Annotated in this window: 22 protein-coding genes and 1 tRNA gene; 14 read left to right on the forward strand and 9 right to left on the reverse strand. The window is 71.6% G+C overall.

Annotated features, from left to right (window positions below; all coding sequences use genetic code 11):
* Nucleotides 1–91: 91 nt before the first annotated feature.
* Nucleotides 92–2,848 (reverse strand): pyruvate dehydrogenase (acetyl-transferring), homodimeric type, encoded by a 2,757-nt coding sequence (gene aceE / locus EV562_RS07865; protein ID WP_133885921.1) that lies wholly within the window; start codon nucleotides 2,846–2,848, stop codon nucleotides 92–94.
* 429 nt (nucleotides 2,849–3,277) lie between these two features.
* Between aceE and EV562_RS07875 the strand changes: the two genes are divergently transcribed.
* The 6 genes from EV562_RS07875 (at nucleotide 3,278) to EV562_RS07900 (ending at nucleotide 7,845) form a co-directional block, all read left to right on the forward strand.
* Nucleotides 3,278–3,715 carry a DUF3052 domain-containing protein gene (locus tag EV562_RS07875; protein ID WP_166661640.1) on the forward strand — a complete coding sequence of 146 codons (438 nt, stop codon included), beginning with the start codon at nucleotides 3,278–3,280 and terminating at the stop codon, nucleotides 3,713–3,715.
* Between the two features lie 142 nt (nucleotides 3,716–3,857).
* Nucleotides 3,858–4,316 (forward strand): peroxiredoxin, encoded by a 459-nt coding sequence (locus tag EV562_RS07880; RefSeq protein WP_133885923.1) that lies wholly within the window; start codon nucleotides 3,858–3,860, stop codon nucleotides 4,314–4,316.
* A 151-nt stretch (nucleotides 4,317–4,467) separates the two neighbouring features.
* On the forward strand, nucleotides 4,468–5,043 hold the full coding sequence (locus EV562_RS07885; protein WP_133885924.1) for a calcium homeostasis/redox stress adaptation protein: 576 nt from the start codon (nucleotides 4,468–4,470) through the stop codon (nucleotides 5,041–5,043).
* A 145-nt stretch (nucleotides 5,044–5,188) separates the two neighbouring features.
* The gene (locus tag EV562_RS07890) at nucleotides 5,189–5,764 is read left to right on the forward strand and encodes a TerD family protein (RefSeq protein WP_133885925.1); all 576 of its coding nucleotides are present in this window, start codon (nucleotides 5,189–5,191) and stop codon (nucleotides 5,762–5,764) included.
* A 49-nt stretch (nucleotides 5,765–5,813) separates the two neighbouring features.
* A complete protein-coding gene (locus EV562_RS07895) occupies nucleotides 5,814–6,956 on the forward strand; it encodes a DUF475 domain-containing protein (RefSeq protein WP_133885926.1) in 1,143 nt (380 codons plus the stop codon).
* A 151-nt stretch (nucleotides 6,957–7,107) separates the two neighbouring features.
* A complete protein-coding gene (locus EV562_RS07900) occupies nucleotides 7,108–7,845 on the forward strand; it encodes a Tellurium resistance (protein ID WP_133885927.1) in 738 nt (245 codons plus the stop codon).
* A 67-nt stretch (nucleotides 7,846–7,912) separates the two neighbouring features.
* Here the strand turns inward: EV562_RS07900 and EV562_RS07905 are convergent, their stop codons facing one another.
* Nucleotides 7,913–8,893, reverse strand: coding sequence for a TerD family protein (locus tag EV562_RS07905; protein ID WP_133885928.1), 981 nt, complete (start codon nucleotides 8,891–8,893; stop codon nucleotides 7,913–7,915).
* Nucleotides 8,894–9,100: 207 nt separating this feature from the next.
* Between EV562_RS07905 and EV562_RS07910 the strand changes: the two genes are divergently transcribed.
* The 3 genes from EV562_RS07910 (at nucleotide 9,101) to EV562_RS07920 (ending at nucleotide 13,687) form a co-directional block, all read left to right on the forward strand.
* Complete coding sequence (locus EV562_RS07910) at nucleotides 9,101–10,267, forward strand: HpcH/HpaI aldolase/citrate lyase family protein (RefSeq protein ID WP_133885929.1); 1,167 nt, start codon at nucleotides 9,101–9,103, stop codon at nucleotides 10,265–10,267.
* A 79-nt stretch (nucleotides 10,268–10,346) separates the two neighbouring features.
* Nucleotides 10,347–12,875 carry a phosphoribosyltransferase gene (locus EV562_RS07915; RefSeq protein ID WP_133885930.1) on the forward strand — a complete coding sequence of 843 codons (2,529 nt, stop codon included), beginning with the start codon at nucleotides 10,347–10,349 and terminating at the stop codon, nucleotides 12,873–12,875.
* Nucleotides 12,875–13,687, forward strand: a complete 813-nt coding sequence (locus tag EV562_RS07920; RefSeq protein WP_133885931.1) for an HAD family hydrolase — start codon at nucleotides 12,875–12,877, stop codon at nucleotides 13,685–13,687. The genes EV562_RS07915 and EV562_RS07920 overlap by 1 nt, the downstream gene beginning before the upstream one ends.
* Here the strand turns inward: EV562_RS07920 and EV562_RS07925 are convergent.
* The gene (locus EV562_RS07925; protein ID WP_166661641.1) at nucleotides 13,629–14,456 is read right to left on the reverse strand and encodes a DedA family protein; all 828 of its coding nucleotides are present in this window, start codon (nucleotides 14,454–14,456) and stop codon (nucleotides 13,629–13,631) included. The genes EV562_RS07920 and EV562_RS07925 overlap by 59 nt on opposite strands.
* Before the next feature lie 132 nt (nucleotides 14,457–14,588).
* On the opposite strand from EV562_RS07925, the gene EV562_RS07930 reads away from it, so the two are divergent.
* Together EV562_RS07930 and EV562_RS07935 are read left to right on the forward strand one after the other, a co-directional pair.
* Nucleotides 14,589–15,731, forward strand: a complete 1,143-nt coding sequence (locus EV562_RS07930) for a histidine kinase (RefSeq protein ID WP_208298310.1) — start codon at nucleotides 14,589–14,591, stop codon at nucleotides 15,729–15,731.
* Entirely contained in the window at nucleotides 15,722–16,366 is a 645-nt protein-coding gene (locus EV562_RS07935) for a response regulator transcription factor (protein WP_166661642.1), read from the forward strand. The genes EV562_RS07930 and EV562_RS07935 overlap by 10 nt, the downstream gene beginning before the upstream one ends.
* A gap of 90 nt (nucleotides 16,367–16,456) precedes the next feature.
* Here EV562_RS07935 and EV562_RS07940 read toward each other — a convergent pair whose 3' ends face one another.
* The 3 genes from EV562_RS07940 to EV562_RS07950 form a co-directional block, all read right to left on the reverse strand.
* A complete protein-coding gene (locus tag EV562_RS07940) occupies nucleotides 16,457–16,681 on the reverse strand; it encodes a zinc ribbon domain-containing protein (protein WP_133885933.1) in 225 nt (74 codons plus the stop codon).
* A gap of 77 nt (nucleotides 16,682–16,758) precedes the next feature.
* On the reverse strand, nucleotides 16,759–18,162 hold the full coding sequence (locus EV562_RS07945; protein WP_133885934.1) for a hypothetical protein: 1,404 nt from the start codon (nucleotides 18,160–18,162) through the stop codon (nucleotides 16,759–16,761).
* Between the two features lie 71 nt (nucleotides 18,163–18,233).
* A complete protein-coding gene (locus tag EV562_RS07950; RefSeq protein WP_133885935.1) occupies nucleotides 18,234–19,004 on the reverse strand; it encodes a DUF4097 family beta strand repeat-containing protein in 771 nt (256 codons plus the stop codon).
* A 221-nt stretch (nucleotides 19,005–19,225) separates the two neighbouring features.
* Here EV562_RS07950 and EV562_RS07955 point away from each other — a divergent pair.
* Nucleotides 19,226–19,300, forward strand: a tRNA-Val gene (locus tag EV562_RS07955).
* A 75-nt stretch (nucleotides 19,301–19,375) separates the two neighbouring features.
* Here EV562_RS07955 and EV562_RS07960 read toward each other — a convergent pair.
* Entirely contained in the window at nucleotides 19,376–19,732 is a 357-nt protein-coding gene (locus EV562_RS07960) for a hypothetical protein (RefSeq protein ID WP_133885936.1), read from the reverse strand.
* Nucleotides 19,733–19,847: 115 nt separating this feature from the next.
* Here EV562_RS07960 and EV562_RS07965 point away from each other — a divergent pair, with 115 nt between their 5' ends.
* On the forward strand, nucleotides 19,848–20,390 hold the full coding sequence (locus EV562_RS07965) for a GNAT family N-acetyltransferase (RefSeq protein ID WP_133885937.1): 543 nt from the start codon (nucleotides 19,848–19,850) through the stop codon (nucleotides 20,388–20,390).
* A 4-nt stretch (nucleotides 20,391–20,394) separates the two neighbouring features.
* Entirely contained in the window at nucleotides 20,395–20,628 is a 234-nt protein-coding gene (locus EV562_RS07970) for a DUF2277 domain-containing protein (protein WP_133885938.1), read from the forward strand.
* Nucleotides 20,629–20,869: 241 nt separating this feature from the next.
* On the opposite strand, the gene EV562_RS07975 is transcribed toward EV562_RS07970, so the two are convergent.
* Both EV562_RS07975 and EV562_RS07980 read right to left on the reverse strand, forming a co-directional pair.
* Nucleotides 20,870–21,505 (reverse strand): VTT domain-containing protein, encoded by a 636-nt coding sequence (locus EV562_RS07975; protein ID WP_133885939.1) that lies wholly within the window; start codon nucleotides 21,503–21,505, stop codon nucleotides 20,870–20,872.
* A gap of 230 nt (nucleotides 21,506–21,735) precedes the next feature.
* Nucleotides 21,736–22,197, reverse strand: coding sequence for a DoxX family protein (locus EV562_RS07980; RefSeq protein WP_133885940.1), 462 nt, complete (start codon nucleotides 22,195–22,197; stop codon nucleotides 21,736–21,738).
* Nucleotides 22,198–22,277 lie beyond the last annotated feature (80 nt).

A 22,277-nucleotide genomic window follows, 5' to 3' on the forward strand; every position in this document is an offset into this window, starting at 1 on the left:
TCCGTCCACAGCCGGTCCCCACGTGCACGCCGGCTCCACGCACGCACACGCCGGCCGCCGCGTCGTCGCGGCGGCCGGCGTCCCGTCCGTCCTACGCGTCCCCGCCGGCCACCCCCGGGTCCGCCGCGGTCACGTCGAGCAGGCGGTACCGGTCGATCGCCTGCTTCAGTACCGACCGGTCGACCTTGCCCTCCCGCGCCAGCTCGCTGAGCACCCCCACCACGATCGACTCCGCGTCGATGTGGAAGAAGCGCCGCGCCGCGCCGCGGGTGTCCGCGAAGCCCCAGCCGTCCGCGCCCAGTGACTGGTACGTCCCCGGAACCCACCGCGCGATCTGGTCCGGCACCGACCGCATCCAGTCGGACACCGCCACGAACGGCCCCTGCGCGCCCGCCAGCTTCCGCGTCACGTACGGCACCCGCTGCTCCTCCTCGGGGTGCAGCAGGTTGTGCTCCTCGCAGGCCACGGCCTCGCGACGCAGCTCGTTCCAGGAGGTCGCCGACCAGACGTCGGCCCGCACGTTCCACTCCTCGGCGAGGATCCGCTGCGCGTCCACCGCCCACGGCACCGCGACGCCCGAGGCCATGATCTGCGCCGGGATCGAGCCGCCCGTACCCTCGCTGAAGCGGTAGACGCCCTTGAGGATGCCCTCGACGTCCACGTTCTCCGGCTCGGCCGGGTGCCGGATGGGCTCGTTGTAGACGGTGAGGTAGTAGAAGACGTCCTCGCCGTGCGGGTGCTGCTCGTCCCCGCCGTACATGCGGCGCAGCCCGTCCTTGACGATGTGCGCGATCTCGAACCCGAAGGCGGGGTCGTACGCCACGCACGCCGGGTTGGTGGAGGCCAGCAGCTGCGAATGGCCGTCCGCGTGCTGAAGGCCCTCGCCGGTCAGTGTCGTACGGCCGGCGGTCGCGCCCAGGACGAAACCGCGCGCCAGCTGGTCACCCATCTGCCAGAACTGGTCACCGGTGCGCTGGAAACCGAACATCGAGTAGAAGACGTAGACCGGGATGAGCGGCTCGCCGTGCGTGGCGTAGGCCGAGCCGGCCGCGATCAGCGAGGCCGTGCAGCCGGCCTCGGAGATGCCGTCGTGCAGCATCTGCCCGTTCGGCGCCTCCTTGTAGGCGAGCAGCAGGTCACGGTCCACGGATTCGTACTGCTGCCCGAGCGGGTTGTAGATCTTCGCACTCGGGAAGAAGGAGTCCATGCCGAACGTGCGGTACTCGTCCGGGGCGATCAGCACGAAGCGCTTGCCGATCTCCTTGTCCCGCATGAGGTCCTTGAGCAGGCGCACAAAGGCCATCGTCGTCGCGATGGACTGTTGACCCGAACCCTTCTTCACGGTCGCGTACGTCTTGTCGTCCGGAAGCGCCAGCGGTTTCGAGCGCACCACCCGCGTCGGCACGTAGCCGCCGCAGCCCTGCCGGCGGTCGTGCATGTACTGGATCTCCTCCGTGTCCCGGCCCGGGTGGTAGTACGGCGGCGGGCCGGACTCCAGCTCCTTGTCGGAGATCGGCAGGTGCAGCCGGTCGCGGAAGCGCTTGAGGTCGTCGACCGTCAGCTTCTTCATCTGGTGCGTGGCGTTGCGGCCCTCGAAGTTCGGACCCAGCGTCCAGCCCTTGATCGTCTTGGCCAGGATCACCGTCGGCTGGCCCTTGTGCTCCAGCGCCGCCTTGTAGGCCGCGTAGATCTTCCGGTGGTCGTGACCGCCGCGCCCCAGGTGCAGGATCTGGTCGTCGGTCATGTTCTCGACCATCGCGCGCAGCCGGTGGTCGTCGCCGAAGAAGTGGTCGCGGATGTAGGCGCCTGACTCGGTCGCGTACGTCTGGAACTGGCCGTCCGGGGTCGTGTTCATGCGGTTGACCAGCACGCCGTCGCGGTCCTGGGCGAGCAGCGGGTCCCAGGTGCGGTCCCAGACCAGCTTGATCACGTTCCAGCCGGCGCCGCGGAAGACCGACTCCAGCTCCTGGATGATCTTCCCGTTGCCGCGCACCGGGCCGTCCAGGCGCTGGAGGTTGCAGTTGACCACGAAGGTCAGGTTGTCCAGGCCCTCGCGGGCGGCGATGGACAGCTGGCCCAGCGACTCCGGCTCGTCCATCTCGCCGTCGCCGAGGAAGGCCCACACGTGCGACTTCGAGGTGTCCGCGATGCCGCGCGCGTGCATGTAGCGGTTCATCCGGGCCTGGAAGATCGCGCCGATCGGGCCGAGGCCCATGGAGACCGTCGGGAACTCCCAGAAGTCCGGCATCGACCGCGGGTGCGGGTACGACGACAGCATGTGCGGCGCCTTGGACTTCTCCTGACGGAAGCCGTCCAGGTGCTGCTCGCTCAGCCGGTCCAGCAGGTAGGCGCGCGCGTAGATGCCGGGGGAGGCGTGCCCCTGGAAGAAGACCTGGTCGCCGCCGTCGCCCTCGTCCTTGCCCCGGAAGAAGTGGTTGAAGCCCACGTCGTACAGGGAGGCGGAGGAGGCGAAGGTCGCGATGTGGCCGCCGACGCCGATGCCGGGCCGCTGGGCGCGCGAGACCATCACCGCCGCGTTCCACCGGGTGGCGTTGAGGATCTTGCGCTCGATCTCCTCGTTGCCGGGGAAGAACGGCTCGCTCTTGGTCGGGATGGTGTTGACGTAGTCCGTGCTGCGCATCTCGGGCACGGCCACGCGCTTCTCGCGGGCCCGCTCGATCAGCCGCAGCATCAGGTACCGGGCGCGCTCCCGGCCGCGCTCGTCGACGGCGGCGTCCAGGGAGTCGAGCCACTCCCGGGTCTCCTCGGGATCGAAGTCAGGGACCTGACTCGGAAGGCCGCCAATGATGATCGGACTGCGATCACTGCGATCGGATGCGGAAGCCACGCTGTTCCTTCGCTGTCAGAGGGCCGTGTTTCCGGGGTTCTACCCGGGTGTCTGCGCCGATTCCCCCGCCGGTTCCCCATCGTGTACCTCGCGGGGGCAATCGTCATCTGTACCGTGGGGTAACCGGTTCTCCCATGAGAATCGGGGGCACGTTCATTCGAGTCTCGTACCCACACGTGGTTCCCAAATACGCAAACGGGGCAGATAGGTGTGGTGTACGTCACCTTCGGGCTGGACGGCATGGCTGGAGTTGCGGCGACACGGCCGGGATCGTCACCGTTTCGGCGGTCCCAGACGCCGGGTACTTGCGCGATCCGTCCCGCCCGTGTGGACTACGGCCAAGCTTCGCGCACGCGCGTGGCTGAAGATTCCCCCAGGCCCGGACGGGCCCGGGGGCACCCCATCCGAAAATTGATCAGGAGGCAACCCGTGAGCGCGACCGCGGACCACGCGGAGGAGCGGACGAACCCTGCCGCCAGGCTGGGTTTCCAGCCCGGGCAGGTGGTCCAGGAGATCGGCTACGACGACGACGTCGACCAGGAGCTCCGCGAGGCCATCGAGGGCGCCGTCGAGGGCGAGCTGGTGGACGAGGACTACGAGGACGTGGCCGATGCCGTCGTGCTGTGGTTCCGTGACGACGACGGCGACCTGACGGATGCGCTGGTGGATGCCACCACGTACATCGAAGAGGGCGGGTCGATCCTCCTTCTCACGCCGAAGACCGGCCGTGACGGATACGTCGAGGCCAGTGACATCTCGGAAGCCGCGACGACCGCCGGACTGACGGCGTCCAAGAGCGTCAGCGTCGGCAAGGACTGGAGCGGCAGCCGGCTGGCGACGCCCAAGGCCGCCAAGTCCAAGCGGTAGCCCGCCGGGCTCCGTGAGCTTCCGGACCCGCGGGACGGGCCGACCGCCGTCGGCCCGTCCCGCGGGTCCGTGACCGTCCCTGCGTAGGCTGTTCCCAGCGAAGTGCCCACGGAGCACTTCCCACGGAAGGGACGAACGGGACATGACGATCCAGGTCGGCGACAAGGCCCCCGACTTCGAGCTCAAGGACAACCATGGCGCGACCGTGAGGCTGTCCGAGTTCCGCGGCCGCAAGAACGTCGTGCTGCTCTTCTACCCCTTCGCCTTCACCGGTGTGTGCACGGGCGAGCTGTGCGAGGTGCGGGACAACCTGCCGCAGTTCTCCGACCGGGACACCCAGGTGCTCGCCGTCTCCAACGACTCCATCCACACCCTGCGCGTCTTCGCGGAGCAGGAGGGTCTGGAGTACCCGCTGCTGTCCGACTTCTGGCCGCACGGCAACGTCTCGCGCGCCTACGGCGTCTTCGACGAGGACAAGGGTTGCGCCGTCCGCGGCACCTTCATCATCGACCAGGAGGGTGTCGTGCGCTGGACCGTGGTCAACGGTCTGCCGGACGCCCGTGACCTGGCCGAGTACGTGAAGGCTCTCGACACCCTGTGACCGGCGCCCGCCGGGGCCACCTGGCCGACACCGCGTGATTCGGTGGGCTCCGGGGACTGCGGGGTGCGGGAACCCGTCACTAGGATCGACTCGTTGATCCGTTATCCACGCACTACGGGGCACCCCGCCCCTGGACACCAATGGAGGACTCGTGGGAGTCAGCCTCAGCAAGGGCGGCAACGTATCGCTGACCAAGGAGGCCCCCGGCCTGACCGCGGTCATCGTCGGTCTGGGGTGGGACATCCGCACCACGACCGGCACCGACTTCGACCTCGACGCCAGCGCGCTGCTGCTGAACAGCGGCGGCAAGGTCGCCAGCGACGCGCACTTCATCTTCTTCAACAACCTGAAGAGCCCGGACGGCTCGGTCGAGCACACCGGCGACAACCTCACCGGTGAGGGCGAGGGCGACGACGAGCAGATCAAGATCAACCTGGCCGGCGTCCCCGCCGACATCGAGAAGATCGTCTTCCCGGTATCGATCTACGACGCGGAGAACCGCCAGCAGTCCTTCGGCCAGGTGCGCAACGCGTTCATCCGCGTCGTCAACCAGGCCGGCGAGACCGAGATCGCCCGCTACGACCTGAGCGAGGACGCCTCCACGGAGACCGCCATGGTCTTCGGCGAGCTGTACCGCCACGGCGCGGAGTGGAAGTTCCGCGCCATCGGCCAGGGCTACGCCTCCGGCCTGCGCGGCATCGCCCAGGACTTCGGCGTGAACGTCTGAGCGACCCGACGGCCCGACCGCCGGGGCGACGGACTCGAACCCCCGGCGAGGCCACAGTCTCGACACGTCCGGCGCCGCACGGTTTACGTGCGGCGCCGGACGCACAGGAAACCCGAGAACCATCACCCGGGGAGGGACCATCACCATGGGCGTCACGCTTGCCAAGGGCGGCAACGTCTCCCTGTCCAAGGCCGCACCGAACCTCACACAGGTACTGGTCGGGCTCGGCTGGGACGCGCGTTCCACCACCGGAGCACCCTTCGACCTCGACGCGAGCGCACTGGTGTGCAGCGGCGGCCGGGTGCTCGGCGACGAGTGGTTCGTCTTCTACAACCAGCTCAAGAGCCCGGACGGCTCGATCGAGCACACCGGCGACAACCTCACCGGCGAGGGTGACGGCGACGACGAGTCGCTGCTGATCGACCTCTCCAAGGTGCCCGCCCACTGCGACAAGATCGTATTTCCGGTCTCGATCCACATGGCCGACGAGCGCGGCCAGACCTTCGGCCAGGTCAGCAACGCCTTCATCCGGGTCGTCAACCAGGCCGACGGCCAGGAGCTGGCACGCTACGACCTCAGTGAGGACGCCTCCACGGAGACCGCGATGATCTTCGGCGAGCTCTACCGCTACCAGGGGGAGTGGAAGTTCCGTGCAGTGGGTCAGGGGTACGCGTCGGGGCTGCGCGGCATCGCTCTAGACTTCGGAGTCAACGTTTCGTAAAGCCGAGTACGGCGCGGGGGAGCCCCGTACACACAGGATTGGGTAGCCAGTGCTTCTGAAAACCTTCGGCTGGTCGTTCGCGGTCACCGCGCTCGGCCTGGTCGCGGCGGTCTTCTACGGGGGGTGGACCGCCTTCGGCATCGTGGCGATCCTCTCCGTCCTGGAGATCTCGCTGTCCTTCGACAACGCGGTGGTCAACGCCGGGATCCTGAAGAAGATGAATGCCTTCTGGCAGAAGATCTTCCTCACCGTCGGCATCCTCATCGCCGTGTTCGGCATGCGTCTGGTCTTCCCGGTCGTGATCGTCGCGATCAGCGCCCAGCTCGGACCGATCGAGGCCGTCGACCTCGCCCTGACGGACAAGGACCGCTATCAGGAGCTGGTGACGGACGCCCATCCGTCGATCGCCGCCTTCGGTGGCATGTTCCTGCTGATGATCTTCCTCGACTTCATCTTCGAGGACCGTGACATCAAGTGGCTCCAGTGGCTGGAGCGCCCGCTGGCCAAGCTCGGCAAGGTCGACATGCTGTCGGTCTGCATCGCCCTGATCGTGCTGCTGGTCTCCGCGATCACCTTCGGCGCCCACGCCCACCAGCACGGCGGCGCCCATGCCGACAAGGCGGAGACGGTCCTGCTGGCGGGCATCGCCGGTCTGATCACCTACATGATCGTCGGCGGGCTCTCCGGCTACTTCGAGGACAAACTCGAAGAGGAGGAGGAACGCGAGCACGAGGAGGAAGAGGCGGCCGAACGGGCCGGGAAGCCCAAGTCGGCCGTCAAGCTGGCGGGCAAGGCCGCGTTCTTCATGTTCCTCTACCTGGAGGTCCTGGACGCGTCGTTCTCCTTCGACGGTGTCATCGGCGCCTTCGCCATCACCAACGACATCGTCCTGATGGCCCTCGGCCTCGGCATCGGCGCCATGTACGTCCGGTCGCTCACGGTCTACCTGGTCCGCCAGGGCACCCTCGACGACTACGTCTACCTGGAGCACGGCGCCCACTACGCGATCGGCGCCCTGTCGGTGATCCTGCTGGTCACCATCCAGTACGAGATCAACGAGATCATCACCGGTCTCGTCGGCGTCGTGCTGATCGGCTGGTCCTTCTGGTCCTCGGTGCGCCGCAACCGCGCCCTGGCGGCGGCCGGCGGAGACGGCGACCAGAAGAAGGCGGAGGTCTCCTCCGGGGTGTGAGCCCCTTGATTCCCGGGCCGGGGCGCGCCCCCGGTGCGCCCACGCCCCTGGTGTGAACCCGGCCCGGACGAGGAACGCTCTGAGCGGGGCGGCCGTCGAGGACGATTCCTCGGGGCCGCCCCGTCGGCGGTGAGGTGAAGGTGGGGCGGGAATGGGCTTCTTGAGCGGGCTGTGGCGTGGCCGCGAGTCCGAGTTCGACTCGGGCAGCGCGGCGACCAACTCCATCCAGCTGACCAAACGGCACAGCCAGGTCTCCCTGACCCGGCAGGGCGCGGCGACCGGCAACCTGCGCGTCAACCTGTCCTGGCGGATGCGGACCTCCGACATCTCCGGCGTCCAGCGGGAGAGCCTGCTGCGGCATCCCTTCAAGGCGCTCAAGCCCCCGGAGGTCGTCGGCCACAGCCAGAGCATGGTCAACGTCGACCTCGACCTCGGCTGCCTCTACGAACTCCAGGACGGCACCCGCGGGGTGGTCCAGCCGCTCGGCGGCTTCCTGGGCGACGTCAACGCCCCGCCCTATGTCAAACTCAGCGGCGACGACCGCTTCGGCTCGGCCTCCGGCGAGACGATCTACATCAACCTCGACCACCGGGACGCCATCAAGCGCCTGCTGCTCTTCGCCTACATCTACGACCAGACCCCCGCCTTCGACCGGACGCACGCCGTCGTCACGCTCTACCCGAGCAACGGCCCCCGCATCGAGATCGGCCTGGACGAGCGCCACCCGCAGGCCAGGTCCTGCGCCGTGGTGATGATCGAGAACGTCAAGGACGAGATCATCGTCCGCCGCGAGGTGAAGTTCGTGTACGGCTTCCAGGGCGAGCTGGACCGGCTGTACGGCTGGGGCCTGCAATGGGGCCGGGGGCACAAGAGCAAGGCCGAGCGCTGACGGCCCCGCGCCCGGACCGCGGACGCCGGCCGACGCCCGCGGAGGCCGCCCGGGACCCGCGGGGCGGCTATCGGCCTATGAACTGCGGCCCCTGCGGGGGCAGCCGGAAGTCCGGATCGGGCGCCCCGGTGACCGGCTGCGGGTAGCCGTAGCCGGACGGCGCACCGGTGGCCCCGGCCGCCGCGGGTGCCTGCGGATACCCGTAGCCGGACCGGTCCGCACCCGTCTGGGGATAGCCGTAGGCGGACTGGGCCGCCGGAGGATGCTGCGGATAGCCGTACGCGGGCTGGGACGGCACGCCGACGGGCTGCTCAGGCGGCAGCGGCCGCGAGGCCCCCGGCAGGGGCTGCACGGCCGTCGGGTGCTCGGGCCCGACCACCGAGGGCGCGGAGACGGACCGGGCGGTCGTGGGCTGGTCGGGCGTGGACCGGGACGGAGCCGAGGGGGCGGGGGCCGACGGGGCCGGTCGGGGCCGGGGGGCCGACATGGGGTCGTCCGCCCCCTCCGACTCGTCCACCGAGATGCCGAAGTCGGTCGCCAGACCCTTGAGGCCGTTGGAGTAGCCCTCGCCCAGCGCCCGGAACTTCCAGCCCTCCCCGCGCCGGTACAGCTCGCCGCAGATCAGCGCGGTCTCCTCGCCCGTCTCCGGCTTGACGTCGAAGTACGCCAACGGCTCCGGGTCGGCGGCCGTGGCGTCGTACAGCAGGATGCGCAGCGAGGCGACCCGGTCGAAGGCGACGCCGTCCGCCGAGGCGACCAGCAGGATCCGGCCCACGGAGGGCTCGACGCGCGAGAGGTCCGTCTGGATCGTGTCGGTCAGGCCCTCGGCGACCCGCTTCTTGCCGAGCCGCCAGACCTGGCCGGAGGGGTGCCGGGGCTGGTTGTAGAAGACGAAGTCCTCGTCGGAACGCACACGGCCGTCCGGGCCCAGCAGCAGCGCGGAGGCGTCGACGTCGGGGACCCCCTGCCCCGGGGCCCAGCGCAGCACGGCGCGTACCGTGGTGGCTTGCAGCGGGACGTTCGACCCTTTCAGCATCGCGTGCGTCATGCCGTCATCCTGCCTTCTCGGTCCTGGTCACGACAACGCGGGGGCGGGTACTCGTCGGGTCTGCGGCCGGCTCGGGTCGCCATCGCCGACACGGCCGGGTTACCTGGAATTCATGCCCGGTGGGAACCTCCGACATGGATGCGTACGTACTATTACCGGCCACCTTCGGCGATTCACAGGTTGCCCAGACACCACGGGGGAGTTTAGATGCGTCATTTCGGACAGATAGCCCCTGATGTGCGGAAGCGTCTCTTTCACCAGGAGCCCTGCTCCTTCACGGCGGACTCCCCGGCCAGACTGCTGTCCGCGGCCCTGGGTGCCACGCTCTACAGCCCGGCGACCCGTCCGAGCCTCGCCGACGACATCCTGAAGCAGGGGGCGCGCGGCCTGGTGTCGATGGTGCTGTGCCTGGAGGACTCGATCGGCGACGCCGACGTACCCGAGGGTGAGGCCAACCTCGTCCGCCAACTCACGGACCTGGCGGAACGTCCCGACGCCGACGTCCCCCTGCTCTTCGTCCGGGTCCGCACCCCCGAGCAGATACCCGACCTCGTGCGGCGCCTCGGCCTCGCCGTGCGGCTGCTGTCCGGATTCGTGCTGCCGAAGTTCACCGGGGATCGCGGCATGCCCTTCCTGGAGGCGCTCTCCGCCGCCGAGGCCGCCAGCGGGCGCAGGCTCTTCGCCATGCCCGTGCTCGAATCCCCGGACCTGCTGTACCGGGAGTCCCGGGTGCAGACACTGGAGGGGATCTTCCGCGCGGTCGACAAGTTCCGGGACCGCGTGCTCGCCCTGCGGCTCGGCGTGACCGACTTCTGCTCCTCCTACGGGCTGCGCAGGGGCCCCGACATGACGGCCTACGACGTCCAGATCGTCGCCTCCGTCATCGCCGACGTGGTGAACATGCTGGCCCGCGCCGACGGCACCGGATTCACCGTGACCGGACCCGTGTGGGAGTACTTCCGGGTCCAGGAACGCATGTTCAAACCGCAGCTGCGGCAGAGCCCCTTCCTGGAGGGCCAGGCCGTCGGACTGCGCCAGAAGCTCATCGAGCACTCGATGGACGGCCTGCTGCGCGAGATCTCCCTGGACCGGGCCAACGGACTGCTGGGCAAGACCTGCATCCACCCCTCGCACGTGCTCCCCGTGCACGCGCTGTCCGTGGTCAGCCACGAGGAGTTCAGCGACGCCCAGGACATCCTGCGGCCCGAGCGGGGCGGCGGAGGCGTGATGAGGTCGGCCTACACGAACAAGATGAACGAGGTGAAGCCCCACCGCGCCTGGGCCGAACGGACCCTGCTGCGCGCCGAGGTCTTCGGGGTGGCCAACGAGGACATCGGCTTCGTGGAACTGCTCGCCGCCGGCCTGGCCGACTGACCGCCGGGCGACCGGACGCACGCGATCCATGACCACGCCGGGGCCCCGAGCCGCGGCGGACAACGGGAGGCACGACCACATGACCGACAGGGCGCACGCCGAGGAGCCCGCCGAAGAGCGCGCCGGAACATGGTCCGGCAGCTGGGTCGCCGAGCGGCTCGGCGTCGAACTCGCCGGCGACGAGACGCTCCCCGGCCTGCTGGGCCTCGCCCTGCGCCGCAACCCCAAGCGGGCGCACCTGCTCGTCTCCAACGTGCTCGGCAAGCACGTCCCGCAGTCGCCCTCCGTCGTCTACGGCCACGGCGTCGCCCTGGGCCGCCGCGTCCGCGACCTGCTCGGCACCGAGGACGCCGGACGCGCGGTCGTCCTCGGCTACGCGGAGACCGCCACCGGACTGGGCCACTGCGTCGCCGACGGCCTGGGACCCGCCCCGTACCTGCACTCCACCCGCCGTCCGGTCGGCTCGGTGGCCCGGGCGGGCGGCTTCGAGGAAGCCCACTCGCACGCGACCTCCCACCTCCTGCTGCCCGAGGACCCGGCGCTGCTGGCCGGCGACGGGCCGCTGGTCCTCGTCGACGACGAATTCTCCACCGGCAACACGGTGCTCAACACCATCCGGGCCCTGCACGAGCGCTACCCCCGTACGCGGTACGTCGTGGTGGCCCTGGTCGACATGCGCTCGCCCGCCGACGCCGGCCGGCTGGACGACCTCGCCCGGGAGATCGGCGCCCGCGTCGACCTGGTGACCACCGCCTCCGGCACGGTCCGCCTGCCGACGGGCGTGCTGGAGAAGGGCCAGGAACTCGTCGCCCGGCACGAGACGCCGACCGCACCCGTCACGGAGGCGACCGCACCCGTCACGGAGGCGTCCGGCCGGGGCGCGGTGGCGTCCGGCCCGGCCGGCTCAGTCGCCCGCGTCGACCTGCGCTGGCCCCAGGACGTCCCCGACGGCGGACGGCACGGCTTCGCCGCCGTGCACCGGGAGCGGCTGGAGGAGGCGCTGCCCGGCATGGCGGCCCGGATCGCCGAGGCGCTGCCCGCCGACGCACGGCGCGTGCTCGTCCTCGGCTCCGAGGAACTCATGTACGCCCCGCTCCGCCTGGCCCACGCGCTGGAGCAGACCGACGGCGGCGGCATCGACGTGCGCTACTCCACCACCACCCGCTCTCCCGTCCTCGCGGTCGACGACCCCGGCTACGCCATACGCACCCGCCTGGTCTTCCCCGCGCACGACGACCCGGCCGACGGCCCCGGCGAGCGTTACGCCTACAACGTCGCGGGCGCCGGCTTCGACGCCGTCCTCGCCGTCGTCGACTCGGCCGCCGACACCCCCGCGCTGCACGCCCCCGACGGACTGGTGGCCCGCCTGGCCGCCCACGTCCCGCACGTCCTGCTCGCGGTCGTCCCCTCGTACGTCCCGCGCCCCCCGCACGCCTCCGAAAGGCCCTCCATGCTGCCCGAGCCGCTGCGCGGCCCCGCCTTCTCCTCGTACGCGCCCGACGAGGTCGGCTGGCTGCTCCAGGACCTCTCGGACGTGACCCTGGAAGCGCCGACCGAGGAGCGCGAGGAGGCGATCCAGAGCGGCGGCGCGCACTACGCCGAGTCGCTGCCCGTCGAGTACCAGCCCAGCGAGCAGTACCAGGAGCTGTTCCACGCGGCGCTGGAGGCGTCCGCCGACCGGCTGGCGCGTGCCGTCGGCGCCGTCACCGAGATCGTCCTCGCGGAGCGCTCGCCCCGCCCGGTCCTGGTCTCCCTCGCCCGCGCGGGCACCCCCGTCGGCGTACTGATGCGCCGCTGGGCGCAGTTCCGTCACGGGCTCGACCTCCCGCACTACGCCGTGTCGATCGTCCGGGGCCGCGGCATCGACGCCAACGCCCTGCGCTGGCTGGCCGCCCACCACGACCCCGCCGACGTGGTCTTCGTCGACGGCTGGACCGGCAAGGGCGCCATCACCCGCGAACTCGCCGCCGCCCTGCGTGACTTCGAGGTCTCCGACGGCGTCACCGGCTTCGACCCCGAGATCGCCGTACTGGCCGACCCCGGCTCCTGCGTCCGCACCTACGGCACCCGTGATGACTTCCTCATCCCCTCCGCCTGCCTCAACTCCACCGTCTCCGGCCTGATCTCCCGCACCGTGCTCCGCGCCGACCTGGTCGGCCCGCACGACTTCCACGGCGCGAAGTTCTACCGCGAACTCGCCGGCGCCGACCTGTCACCGGTCTTCCTCGACGCCGTGGCCGCCCGCTTCCCGGACGTCACGGAGACGGTCGACGCCCAGGCCAAGGAACTCCTCTCCGCCGACCGCACCCCCACCTGGGAAGGATGGGCCGCCGTCGAGCGCATCAGCGAGGAGTACGGCATCCACGACGTGAACCTGGTCAAGCCCGGCGTCGGCGAGACCACCCGGGTGATGCTGCGCCGCGTCCCGTGGAAGGTGCTGGCCCGCGCCGGCGCCGGCGCCGACCTGGACCACGTCCGCCTGCTGGCCGAGCAGCGGGGCGTGCCCGTGGAGGAGGTCGCCGAGCTGCCGTACACCTGCGTCGGGCTGATCCACCCCCAGTACACGCGGGGCGCCACCGGCGCCGACGGCAAGGCGGTGACCCTCTGATGCCGGTACTCGTCGCCAGCGACCTCGACCGCACCCTCATCTACTCGGCGGCCGCGCTCGGGCTGACCATGCCCGACCTGAGGGCGCCCCGCCTGCTGTGCGTGGAGGTCTACGAGAGCAGACCCCTGTCCTACATGACCGAGACGGCCGCGAAGCTGCTGACCGACCTCGGCGACACTGCGGTCTTCGTGCCGGCCACCACCCGCACCCGCAAGCAGTACCAGCGGATCAACCTCCCCGGCCCAGCGCCCGAGTACGCAATCTGCGCCAACGGCGGCCACCTGCTGGTGGACGGCGTCTCCGACCCCGACTGGCACGCACGGGTGACCGCACGGCTGGCCGACGAATGCGCCTCCCTGGCCGAGGTCCGGGACCACCTGACGAGCACCGCCGACCCGCTGTGGGTGCGCAAGCACCGCGTCGCCGAGGACCTCTTCGCCTACCTGGTCGTCGAACGCGACCTGCTGCCCCAGGACTGGGTGAAGGAACTCGCCGTGTGGGCCGAGAACCGCGGCTGGACCGTGTCCCTCCAGGGCCGCAAGATCTACGCCGTCCCCAAGCCGCTCACCAAGAGCGCCGCCGTCCACGAGGTCGCCCGCCGCACCGGTGCCGAACTCACCCTCGCCGCCGGCGACTCGCTCCTCGACGCCGACCTGCTGCTCGCCGCCGACCGGGGCTGGCGCCCGGGCCACGGCGAACTGGCCGACTCCGGATGGTCGGCCCCGACGATCAGCGCCCTGCCCGAGCGCGGAGTCATGGCCGGGGAGCGGATCCTCCGCGAGTTCCTCGGCGCGGCGAGCCCTGCTCGCTGAGATCGCCGTCCGGGTCCCCGGCACCGCCACCGGTGCCGGGGTGGCCGCCGCCGGTGCCGGGGTGGCCGTCGTCGTCCGCCTGCGTCCGTATGCCCTGCCTCCCCTCGTGCCCGCGGCCCCGCCGCCGGTGACCGGCGCCCGGACGCAGCAGACGCATGCCGACGAAGACCACCAGCGCCAGGGCGGCCGCGGCGAGGATCACCTTCGAGTAGGTGGAGGCGATGCCCGAGACCTTCGACCAGTTGTCCCCCAGCGCGTAGCCCGCGAGTACGAACACGGTGTTCCAGATCGCGCTGCCGAGCGTCGTCAGAGCGAGGAAGACGGGCAGCCGCATCCGCTCCACGCCCGCCGGCACGGAGATCAGGCTGCGGAAGATGGGGATCATCCGGCCGAAGAACACCGCTTTGGTCCCGTGGCGGAGGAACCAGGCCTCCGTCTTCTCTATGTCGGACACCTTCACCAGCGGCAGCTTCCCCGCTATCGCCACCGTGCGGTCCCGGCCGAGCAGGGCACCGATCCCGTACAGGGCGAGCGCCCCGATCACCGAACCCGCCGTCGTCCACAGCAGGACGGCGATCAGGCTCATCCGGCCGGAGCTGGCCGCGAACCCGGCGAGCGGCAGGATCACCTCGCTCGGCAGGGGAGGGAAGAGATTCTCCAGAGCGATGGCGAGACCGGCACCGGGGGCACCGAGGGCGTCCATGAGGTCGTTGATCCACTGCGGTGCCGCACCGCTGTCCGCGGCCGGCTGCGCTGCGATGGCTGTCATGACGACCACGCTAGAAAATCGCGGCTGAAGGGACCCTGAGGAAGACCGCATGATCGCCTGCGGTACACCGGAGGCGGGAATTGCGGTTTTCCGCAGTGTGCCCGGCCAGCACGCCCGGCTAGCCTCGCGATCATGCGAAATACGGCGCGACGTGGAGTGCGGTGCGGGGTGGGCCTCATCATGGGGACCGCCTCGGCCGCCGTCGAGCTGCCCTTCGCCCTGCTGGCCGGCGTCGCGCTGGCCCCGGTGGCGGCCTGGCCGGACGGGCGCCGTGCCGTACTGCGCCCGGTTCTCGCGTGCGCGCGGTTCCTGGCGGAGCTGGAGCGGGCCCGGCTGCGGATGTGGCTCGACCTGCGCGTCACACCCGCGTACGAGGGCGTGCGGGCGCTGCGGTACATCGCCTGCCGCTGGACCCTGGGGATCCTGGGCGGCGTCGTGATGCTGACGGCCGCCGTCGGCCTGGCGTACGGCACGTTCGTGCTGTACGGCTGGCTGCTGCTGGACGGCATACGCAACCCCGGTTCGCTGGTGCTGGGCAGTCTGGGCGGTTTGTTCCTCGTGTTCCTCGCCGTGCAGGGAATATTCGGTGTGGCCGGGCTGGAGGGGCAGCTGGCGCGGCACTTCCTCGGCCCTCGCCACCAGGAGGAGCTGGAGCGGCGGATCGCGGAGCTGTCCGCCAGCCGAGCCGCGGTCGTCGACGCCGTCAACGACGAGCGGCGCCGCATCGAGCGGGACCTGCACGACGGCGTGCAGCAGCGCCTCGTCGCCCTCGGCATGCTGCTCGGCCGGGCCCGCCGCAGTCAGGACGCGGACCGCCGGGACCGGCTGCTTGGCCAGGCCCACGACGAGAGCCGCCGTGCCCTGGACGAGCTGCGCGAGGTGGCCTGGCGGATCTACCCGACCACATTGGACGAGGCGGGGCTGCGCGCGGCCCTGGAGACGGTGGCCGAGCGGGCGTCCGTACCGGTGGGAGTGGAGTACGACCTTGCCGAGGAACCCGAGCGGGCCGTCGCGACCGTCGCGTACTTCGTGGTCTGCGAGGCGGTCACGAACGCGGTCAAACACGCGGCGCCGACACGCATAAGCGTCGCGGTCAGAGCGGAGGGGGAACGGATGTACGTGAGCGTGCGGGACGACGGCTGCGGCGGGGCGAACGCCGCAGGCAGCGGACTGTTCGGGCTCGCCCGGCGCGTCGCCGCCCTCGACGGCAGTCTCAGCGTGGTCAGCCCGCAGGGCGGACCGACCCTCGTGGCCGCGGAGCTGCCATGCGCCTGATCCTCGCCGAGGACTCCACCCTGCTGCGGGAGGGGCTGGTGCGGCTGCTGGCGGAGGAGGGCCACGAGGTCCTCGCGGCCGTCGGCAACGCCGAGCTGCTGCTGAAGGCGGTCGCCGAAGACCCGCCGGACGTGGTCGTCGCGGACGTCCGGATGCCGCCCACGCACACGGACGAGGGCCTGCGCGCGGCCCTGGAGATACGCGCGCGGTGGCCGGAGGTCGGAGTGCTGGTCCTCTCGCAGTACGTGGAGAAGCGGTACGCGACCGAGCTGCTCACCGGAGACACGGAAGGGGTCGGATATCTGCTCAAGGACCGGGTGGTCCAGATCGACGAGTTCCTGGACGCGCTGGAGCGGGTCGCCGCCGGACGCGCGGCGTTCGACCCCGAAGTGGTCCGCCAGCTGCTCGGCCGCACGACCCACACCGACCTGCTCGCCCGGCTCACCGTGCGGGAGCGGGACGTGCTGGCCGAGATGGCCCAGGGCCACACCAACGCGGCGATCGCACGGCGGCTGCACATCTCGCAGAGCGCGGTGGAGAAGCACACCAACGCGATCTTCGACAAGCTGGAGCTGACAGGAGGCGAGGGGTATTCACGCAGGGTGCTGGCGGTGCTGCGCTACCTGGGCAGCTGACGGGGCGGGAGGACCTGCCGGGAGTTGGAGAAGTCCCGACGGGAGCCGGAGAAGCCCCGACGGGAGCGCGGGGGAGAACCGGAGCCGGACTCAGCCGCAGCAGCCTCCTCCGCAGCAGCCACCGCCACCGCCCCCGCCGGCGCCCGGCGAGGGAGCCGGTGCGGAGGCCGAGCCGCCGACCGCGACCGTCGACAGCAGCTTCACCGTGTCCTCGTGACCCGCGGGGCAGGCGGCCGGAGCGGAGGACTCGGCCATGGGACGGCTCAGTTCGAAGGTGTCGCCGCAACTGCGGCAGCGGTACTCGTAGCGAGGCATGCGCACAGGTTAACGGGCCCGGCCTGCCGGTGACCCCGGTCGGCCCGGCCTCGGTGACCCGTGACCGGACCCGGTGATCAGTGACCGGACCCGCGTTCCTCCCGTATGCGGGTGACCACGCCGGCCACGGTCTGCCGGACCGCCTCCGTCTCCGTCAGGAAGTGCCAGTAGTCGGGGTGCCGGCCCTCCAGCGTGGTGATCGCCCGTTCCAGCCGGGCCACGGCCTCGTCCAGGGGGCGCGCGTGACGGGAGTCGGGGGTGTTGCGGCCGGCCATGGCCAGGCGCTGGGCGTCGCGGATCGCGAAGCGGGTGCGTTCGATCTCCTGCTGCGGGTCCTTCTGTACGGCGTTGAGCCGGTGCAGCCGGTCGCCGGCCGCCGAGACGGCCTCGTCGGTCGCGTTCAGCAGCGCGCGCACCGTCGACAGCAGGGAGGTGGCGTCGGGCCAGCGCTGCTCGTCGCGGGCGGTCTGCGCCTCGGCCAGTTTCCGCTCGGCCTGCCGGACCGATTCGGCCGCCTGGTCCGGCACGTGCTGGAGGTCCTGCCAGCAGGCGGCGGTGAACCGGCGCCGCAACTCGCTCAGCACCGGCTCGACCTGCTCCGTGCGGGTGGTCAGGGCCTGGGCGCGGGTGCGCAGGGAGACCAGGCGGTGGGCGATCTCCGCGGCACGCTCGGGCAGGCGCTCCGCCTCGGCGCGGACCGCTTCGGCCTCCCGGGTGACCCGTTCGGCGCGCTCCAGGGTCTGGGGCACGCCGTGCTGCCCCGCGCCCTGGTTCAGCCGGGTCAGCTCCGGGCCGAGGGCCGCGAGCCGGGTGGCGAGGTCGTTCGCCTCGAGACCGGAGCCGCGCGCGGCGTCCAGGGCGTTGGAGGCGGCGAGCAGGGCCTGCCGGGCCCGCTCGACGGCGGGGGCCAGCCGGGCGAGCTGGGTCTCGGCCTTGCCGAGCAGGGGGCCGAGGCCCTCGGCGAAGCGGTCCAGCTCCTGCTTGACCCGGCCCAGCTCGGTTCTGGCCGCGGTCAGTTCGGTGCGGGCACGGGAGGCGGCCGAGGCCTCCAGGTCGTCCCGGTCCAGGTCGTGGGCGTCGACGGCGCCGATGTACTGCCGGCTGACCTCGTCGATGCGCCGGCCGAGGGCCTCGAAGTCGGTGACCGCGCGCCGGGCGGCGGGGGAGGAGTCGACGGCCGCGATCGTCTCTATCGAGATCCGCAGATCCCGCTGCGCGGTGTCCAGCTCGTAGAAGGCGGCGGCAGCGTCGTCCTTCGCGGCCTGCGCCTCGGCCCGCTGGCTCTCGGCCCGCCCGCCGAACCAGCGCCGGGTACCGCCGCCGGCGAACGCGGCGGGCAGGGCGAGCACGGCGAGCAGCGGCAGACCCACGAGGGTGAGCGTGTCCCGGAGCGCCGCGCCGGACGGGCGGCGGGAGCGGCAGGGCGGGCGCCGGGCGCGCACCACCATCGGCGAGTACGGCTGCGATGGCGTCGCCGTCACATCACTCTCCCGTGTCGTCCGTCCTGCCCGGGTTCATTCTCCCACCCGTTAGGGACGAACACACGGGCCGGTCAGTTCGCGGTTCGGACCGTGATTCTGCCGTCACCGGACCGGGCGTCGACCAGGTGCGCGCTGGCGCCGTCCGTGGGCACGGACACGTCGACCGCGCCGTCCCCGGTGTCCGTCGTCACCTTGTACGTGGCCCGGGGCAGCGAAATCGTCACGGAGCCGTCGCCGGTGCGGGACTCCACCCGGTCCGGGACGGTACCGAGGTCCAGCCGCACCGAACCGTCGCCGGTGCGCGCCGTCACCCGCCGGGAGGAGACCGCGGCGCGGACGGAACCGTCTTCGGTGCGCAGCTCCAGCGGACCGGAGGAGTCGGTGACGTGCACGGAGCCGTCACCGGTACGGATGTGCAGCGCGTCCTCGAACCCGCTCGCCCGCACGCTGCCGTCGCCGTCCTTCACCTCGACGGCGACGCCCCGCGGCACCTCGATGCGGTGCTTGGCCGCGCAGTCGGCGACCACTCCGGAGCAGTGCATGCGCAGCACCAGCCGGTCATCGTTCATCCGCCAGGTCACCTCGGGTTCCGAGCCGACGGCGACCGACCCGGAGAACCACCGGGTGACCTCGATCTTTCCGGACGCGTGCGCGTCCGAGGCGACGATCTCCAGGGCGGAGTCGTCGGAGTCGACGGTGAGCGTACGGCCCTGGAGGGCGAAGGACCGGTGCTCGGGCTCCTTGTCGTCCGAGGCGGAGGCGCAGGCGCTCAGGCCCGCGACGAGAACGGCGGCGGCGCCGGCGGCGGCCAGCGCGCGGACGGGAACGGTACGGGCGGGCATGGCGGTCTCCCCCTGGAACGACGACGAGGTGCCCCCGGGGCCGGCGCGGTGGCGCGGACCCGGGTCGGCGAGGCTCTACGACCGTACGGAGCACGGGAGCGGCGCGGGATCCGGACGGCTACCGGATCGAGGGTGGGGTTAACCCCCGCCCACCACCCCGGCACGGCGCGAACTCGGGTGCCGTGCCGCGCCGCGGGCCATGTAGGCTGTCGACTCGTCCTGGGTGCGTAGCTCAGGGGTAGAGCGCCTGCCTTACAAGCAGGATGTCGGCGGTTCGAAACCGTCCGCGCCCACCAGGACCGGCGCCGTCGTCGGTGCGAAAGGCCCCCGGAGATCTCCTCCGGGGGCCTTTCGCGTGCGGCCGCCCGGTCTCAGTCGTCCTCGGGCGGGGTCCGGGGGAGCGGGGCCTCGTGGGCGTGCTTCAGCTCCGACCGTGCGCTCACCCGGTCCGAGCCGGTCACCTCCGACCAGTACCTATGGGTGCTGACGAACACGGCCAGCTCGCGCTCGCGCTGCCGCAGCTTCTCGACCTCGGCCTGCTCGTCCGCGGACCAGCCGGGGGAGGCCGGGCGCTCGATCCTGCGCCAGCCGTTGTCGTCGCTGAAGCCGTCGAGGGGCTCGACGGACCAGGGGAGTCTCTTCAGCAGGGCCGACAGCTCGGCCCGGACCTGATGCAGTTCCTCCTGGCCGGCGAGGAGGTCACTGGGGAAATCATAGGTCGTAGCCACGATCCAATGATACGCCTGTTCGATTTTGAGGCGCGCGTTCCCTTCGGGGGTTCACGCGAAAGTGTGGTCCGCGGGCCGGGGCCGACTGTCAGACCCCTGGCCTACCGTGAAAGACATGGCGGATACGGCTGGCGTGGCGGAGCGGACCGGAGCGGGTGGGGAGCGGGTCAGCCTGGTCCCCTGGGCGGAGGGGGACCTGTGGCTGCTGCGCAGGATCAACAGCCCGGAGATGACCGCGCACCTGGGCGGACCGGAGACCGAGGAGGGGCTCCTGGCCCGGCACCGGCGGTACGTGGAGTTGACGCCGGGCCGGATGTTCCGGGTGGTCCTGGCGGACGGCGGCGAGACCGTCGGCTCCGTGGGGTACTGGCAGCGGACCTGGCGGGACTCCGAGGTCTGGGAGACCGGATGGAGCGTGCTGCCGGAGTTCCAGGGGCGGGGCCTCGCCGTGCGGGCGGCCCGTGCCGTCCGGGAGGCGGCCCGTTCGGCCGGATCCCACCGGTATCTGCACGCGTTCCCCGAGGTTGGCCACATCGCGTCCAACGCGGTCTGCCGGGGGGCCGGTTTCGTGCTCCTCGGGCAGGTCGGCTTCGAGTATCCGAAGGGTCACCGGATCACGTCGAACGACTGGTACGTGGACCTGGAGAGGGGAGACTGACGTCATGTGCCGCAGCATCAAGACCCTGCGTCCGCCCGTGCTGGCGGAGGAGGCCACCGAGGACGAGATCAGGGCCGCCGCCCTTCAGTACGTCCGCAAGGTCTCCGGTTTCCGCGCGCCCGCCGCGCACAACCAGGAGGTCTTCGACCGCGCCGTCGAGGCCGTCACCGAGGCCACGGCCGAGTTGCTGGCCGGCCTGGAGGTGCGGGGCGGCGCCGGCGCCCGGCGAGCCTCCTGACGCCGTCCGGCGATGCGGCCGGCGGCCGTGCCGTCCGGCGGTGCGACGCCGCCGGACGGGCGGTGCGACGCCGCCGTCGGGCGGTGCGACCCCGCCGTCGGACGAGCGGCCGTGCCGTCCGAGTTCGAGGAACGCCCGTGCCGTCCGCCGCCCCGGAGCGTGCGTGCCGTCCGGCCCACAGCCCGGCGGCCGCGGCGCAGGACGGGGCAGGCGTCAGGACGCCCCGGGTCGGGGCGGGTCGTCAGGATGCCTCGGTGGTACGGGGCTGGCGGCGCATCAGGAACGCCGCCCCCGCCCCCGCCCCGAACAGCGCCACCAGCGACACGCCCGTCGCCAGCCAGGTCGCGCCCAGCCACTGGCCGCCGAAGTAGCCGAGGGCCACGCTGTAGACGGCCCAGGCGAGCCCGGCGAGCGCCGACCACGGGAGGAACTCCCGGACCCGGCGGTGCGCCGCGCCCGCGACCAGCGAGACGACCGAGCGGCCGGCCGGGGCGAAGCGGGCCAGCACGACGAGGGCGCCGCCGCCGCGGGCCAGGGCGCCGCCGAGACGTTCCTGCGCGGTGGTCAGCCGTCGGGAACGGGCGATCGCGCGGTCGAGGCGCTCCCCGCCGCGCCAGGCGAGGCGGTACACGGCCAGGTCGCCCATGACCGAGGCGGTCGCCGCGCAGAGCGTCAGGACGAGGATGTCGGGGACGTCCTGCGGAACCCGCCCGGCCGCCGCCGCTCCCGACCCCGCGGCCGCCGTCGCCGCCGCGATCACCAGGACACCGCTCGGCAGCACCGGCAGGAAGATGTCGAGGAGCACCGAGACGGCCACCAACGCGTAGATCCACGGGCTGCTGACCAGCGAACCGATACTTCCTAGACTCTCGACCACCACAACTCCCCGATACGCCCCCGTGGGCCGGGCCTTGCCGCGAGACGCGGGGACGGCAGGAGCGGCCGATGACAGCCATACAGCGTACGCCGGGGGTGTGACAGAGGGTTCACAGGGGGCTTGTCGGATCGACGCGGGACGTTCACACGGAGGTGCCCGCCCGGCCTCCGACACGCGACAGCGGCGCCCCCGCGTCCGGGAGGGCACCGCTGCGGGCGGGAGGAGGCGGGTCAGGCCGCGACCGGTGTCTGCGGCTCCGGGGCGGACTGCCCCCGCTGCGAGGTGCGCCGGGCGAGCAGGCGGTCCGCGCCGAAGGCGCCGGAACCGGTGACGGCGAGCAGCAGGAAGGCCCAGCAGAACATGACGGGGGTCTCGCCGCCGTTCTCCATCGGCCACAGGGCGTTCGGCTGGTGGACCTTGAAGTACGCGTAGGCCATGGAGCCGGAGCAGATCAGCGCGGCCGGGCGGGTGCCGAGGCCCAGCAGGACGAGGCCGCCGCCGACCAGCTGGATCACAGCCGCGTACCAGCCCGGCCAGGTGCCCGCGTCGATCGTGCCGCCCGTTCCCGCGGCGCCGCCGAGGACGCCGAACAGGGATGCGGCGCCGTGGCAGACGAAAAGCAGGCTGAAGACGATGCGGAACAGGCCGAGTACGTACGGCTGTGCGTCGGTGCCGTTGGGGCGTATGGGCATGCGGGTGCTCCTTCGGTCGGCCGGCCGCGAAGGGGCCGGTGGGGGGACGGAACCGAGTGGGCTGCCCACGTTAGGTGCAC

Origin of the sequence: Streptomyces sp. BK208 (assembly GCF_004364245.1) — a bacterium.
In the GTDB taxonomy this organism is placed as follows: domain Bacteria; phylum Actinomycetota; class Actinomycetes; order Streptomycetales; family Streptomycetaceae; genus Streptomyces.

Excerpts from the sequence above, each read along its gene's own strand:
- EV562_RS07880 (WP_133885923.1), top strand. The coding sequence starts at position 3,858 with ATGACGATCCAGGTCGGCGACAAGGCCCCCGACTTCGAGCTCAAGGAC.
- EV562_RS07890 (WP_133885925.1), top strand. The coding sequence starts at position 5,189 with ATGGGCGTCACGCTTGCCAAGGGCGGCAACGTCTCCCTGTCCAAGGCC.
- EV562_RS07900 (WP_133885927.1), top strand. The coding sequence starts at position 7,108 with ATGGGCTTCTTGAGCGGGCTGTGGCGTGGCCGCGAGTCCGAGTTCGAC.
- EV562_RS07905 (WP_133885928.1), bottom strand. The coding sequence starts at position 8,893 with ATGACGCACGCGATGCTGAAAGGGTCGAACGTCCCGCTGCAAGCCACC.
- EV562_RS07910 (WP_133885929.1), top strand. The coding sequence starts at position 9,101 with ATGCGTCATTTCGGACAGATAGCCCCTGATGTGCGGAAGCGTCTCTTT.
- EV562_RS07915 (WP_133885930.1), top strand. The coding sequence starts at position 10,347 with ATGACCGACAGGGCGCACGCCGAGGAGCCCGCCGAAGAGCGCGCCGGA.
- EV562_RS07920 (WP_133885931.1), top strand. The coding sequence starts at position 12,875 with ATGCCGGTACTCGTCGCCAGCGACCTCGACCGCACCCTCATCTACTCG.
- EV562_RS07925 (WP_166661641.1), bottom strand. The coding sequence starts at position 14,456 with ATGACAGCCATCGCAGCGCAGCCGGCCGCGGACAGCGGTGCGGCACCG.
- EV562_RS07930 (WP_208298310.1), top strand. The coding sequence starts at position 14,589 with ATGCGAAATACGGCGCGACGTGGAGTGCGGTGCGGGGTGGGCCTCATC.
- EV562_RS07935 (WP_166661642.1), top strand. The coding sequence starts at position 15,722 with ATGCGCCTGATCCTCGCCGAGGACTCCACCCTGCTGCGGGAGGGGCTG.
- EV562_RS07940 (WP_133885933.1), bottom strand. The coding sequence starts at position 16,681 with ATGCCTCGCTACGAGTACCGCTGCCGCAGTTGCGGCGACACCTTCGAA.
- EV562_RS07950 (WP_133885935.1), bottom strand. The coding sequence starts at position 19,004 with ATGCCCGCCCGTACCGTTCCCGTCCGCGCGCTGGCCGCCGCCGGCGCC.
- EV562_RS07965 (WP_133885937.1), top strand. The coding sequence starts at position 19,848 with ATGGCGGATACGGCTGGCGTGGCGGAGCGGACCGGAGCGGGTGGGGAG.
- EV562_RS07970 (WP_133885938.1), top strand. The coding sequence starts at position 20,395 with ATGTGCCGCAGCATCAAGACCCTGCGTCCGCCCGTGCTGGCGGAGGAG.
- EV562_RS07980 (WP_133885940.1), bottom strand. The coding sequence starts at position 22,197 with ATGCCCATACGCCCCAACGGCACCGACGCACAGCCGTACGTACTCGGC.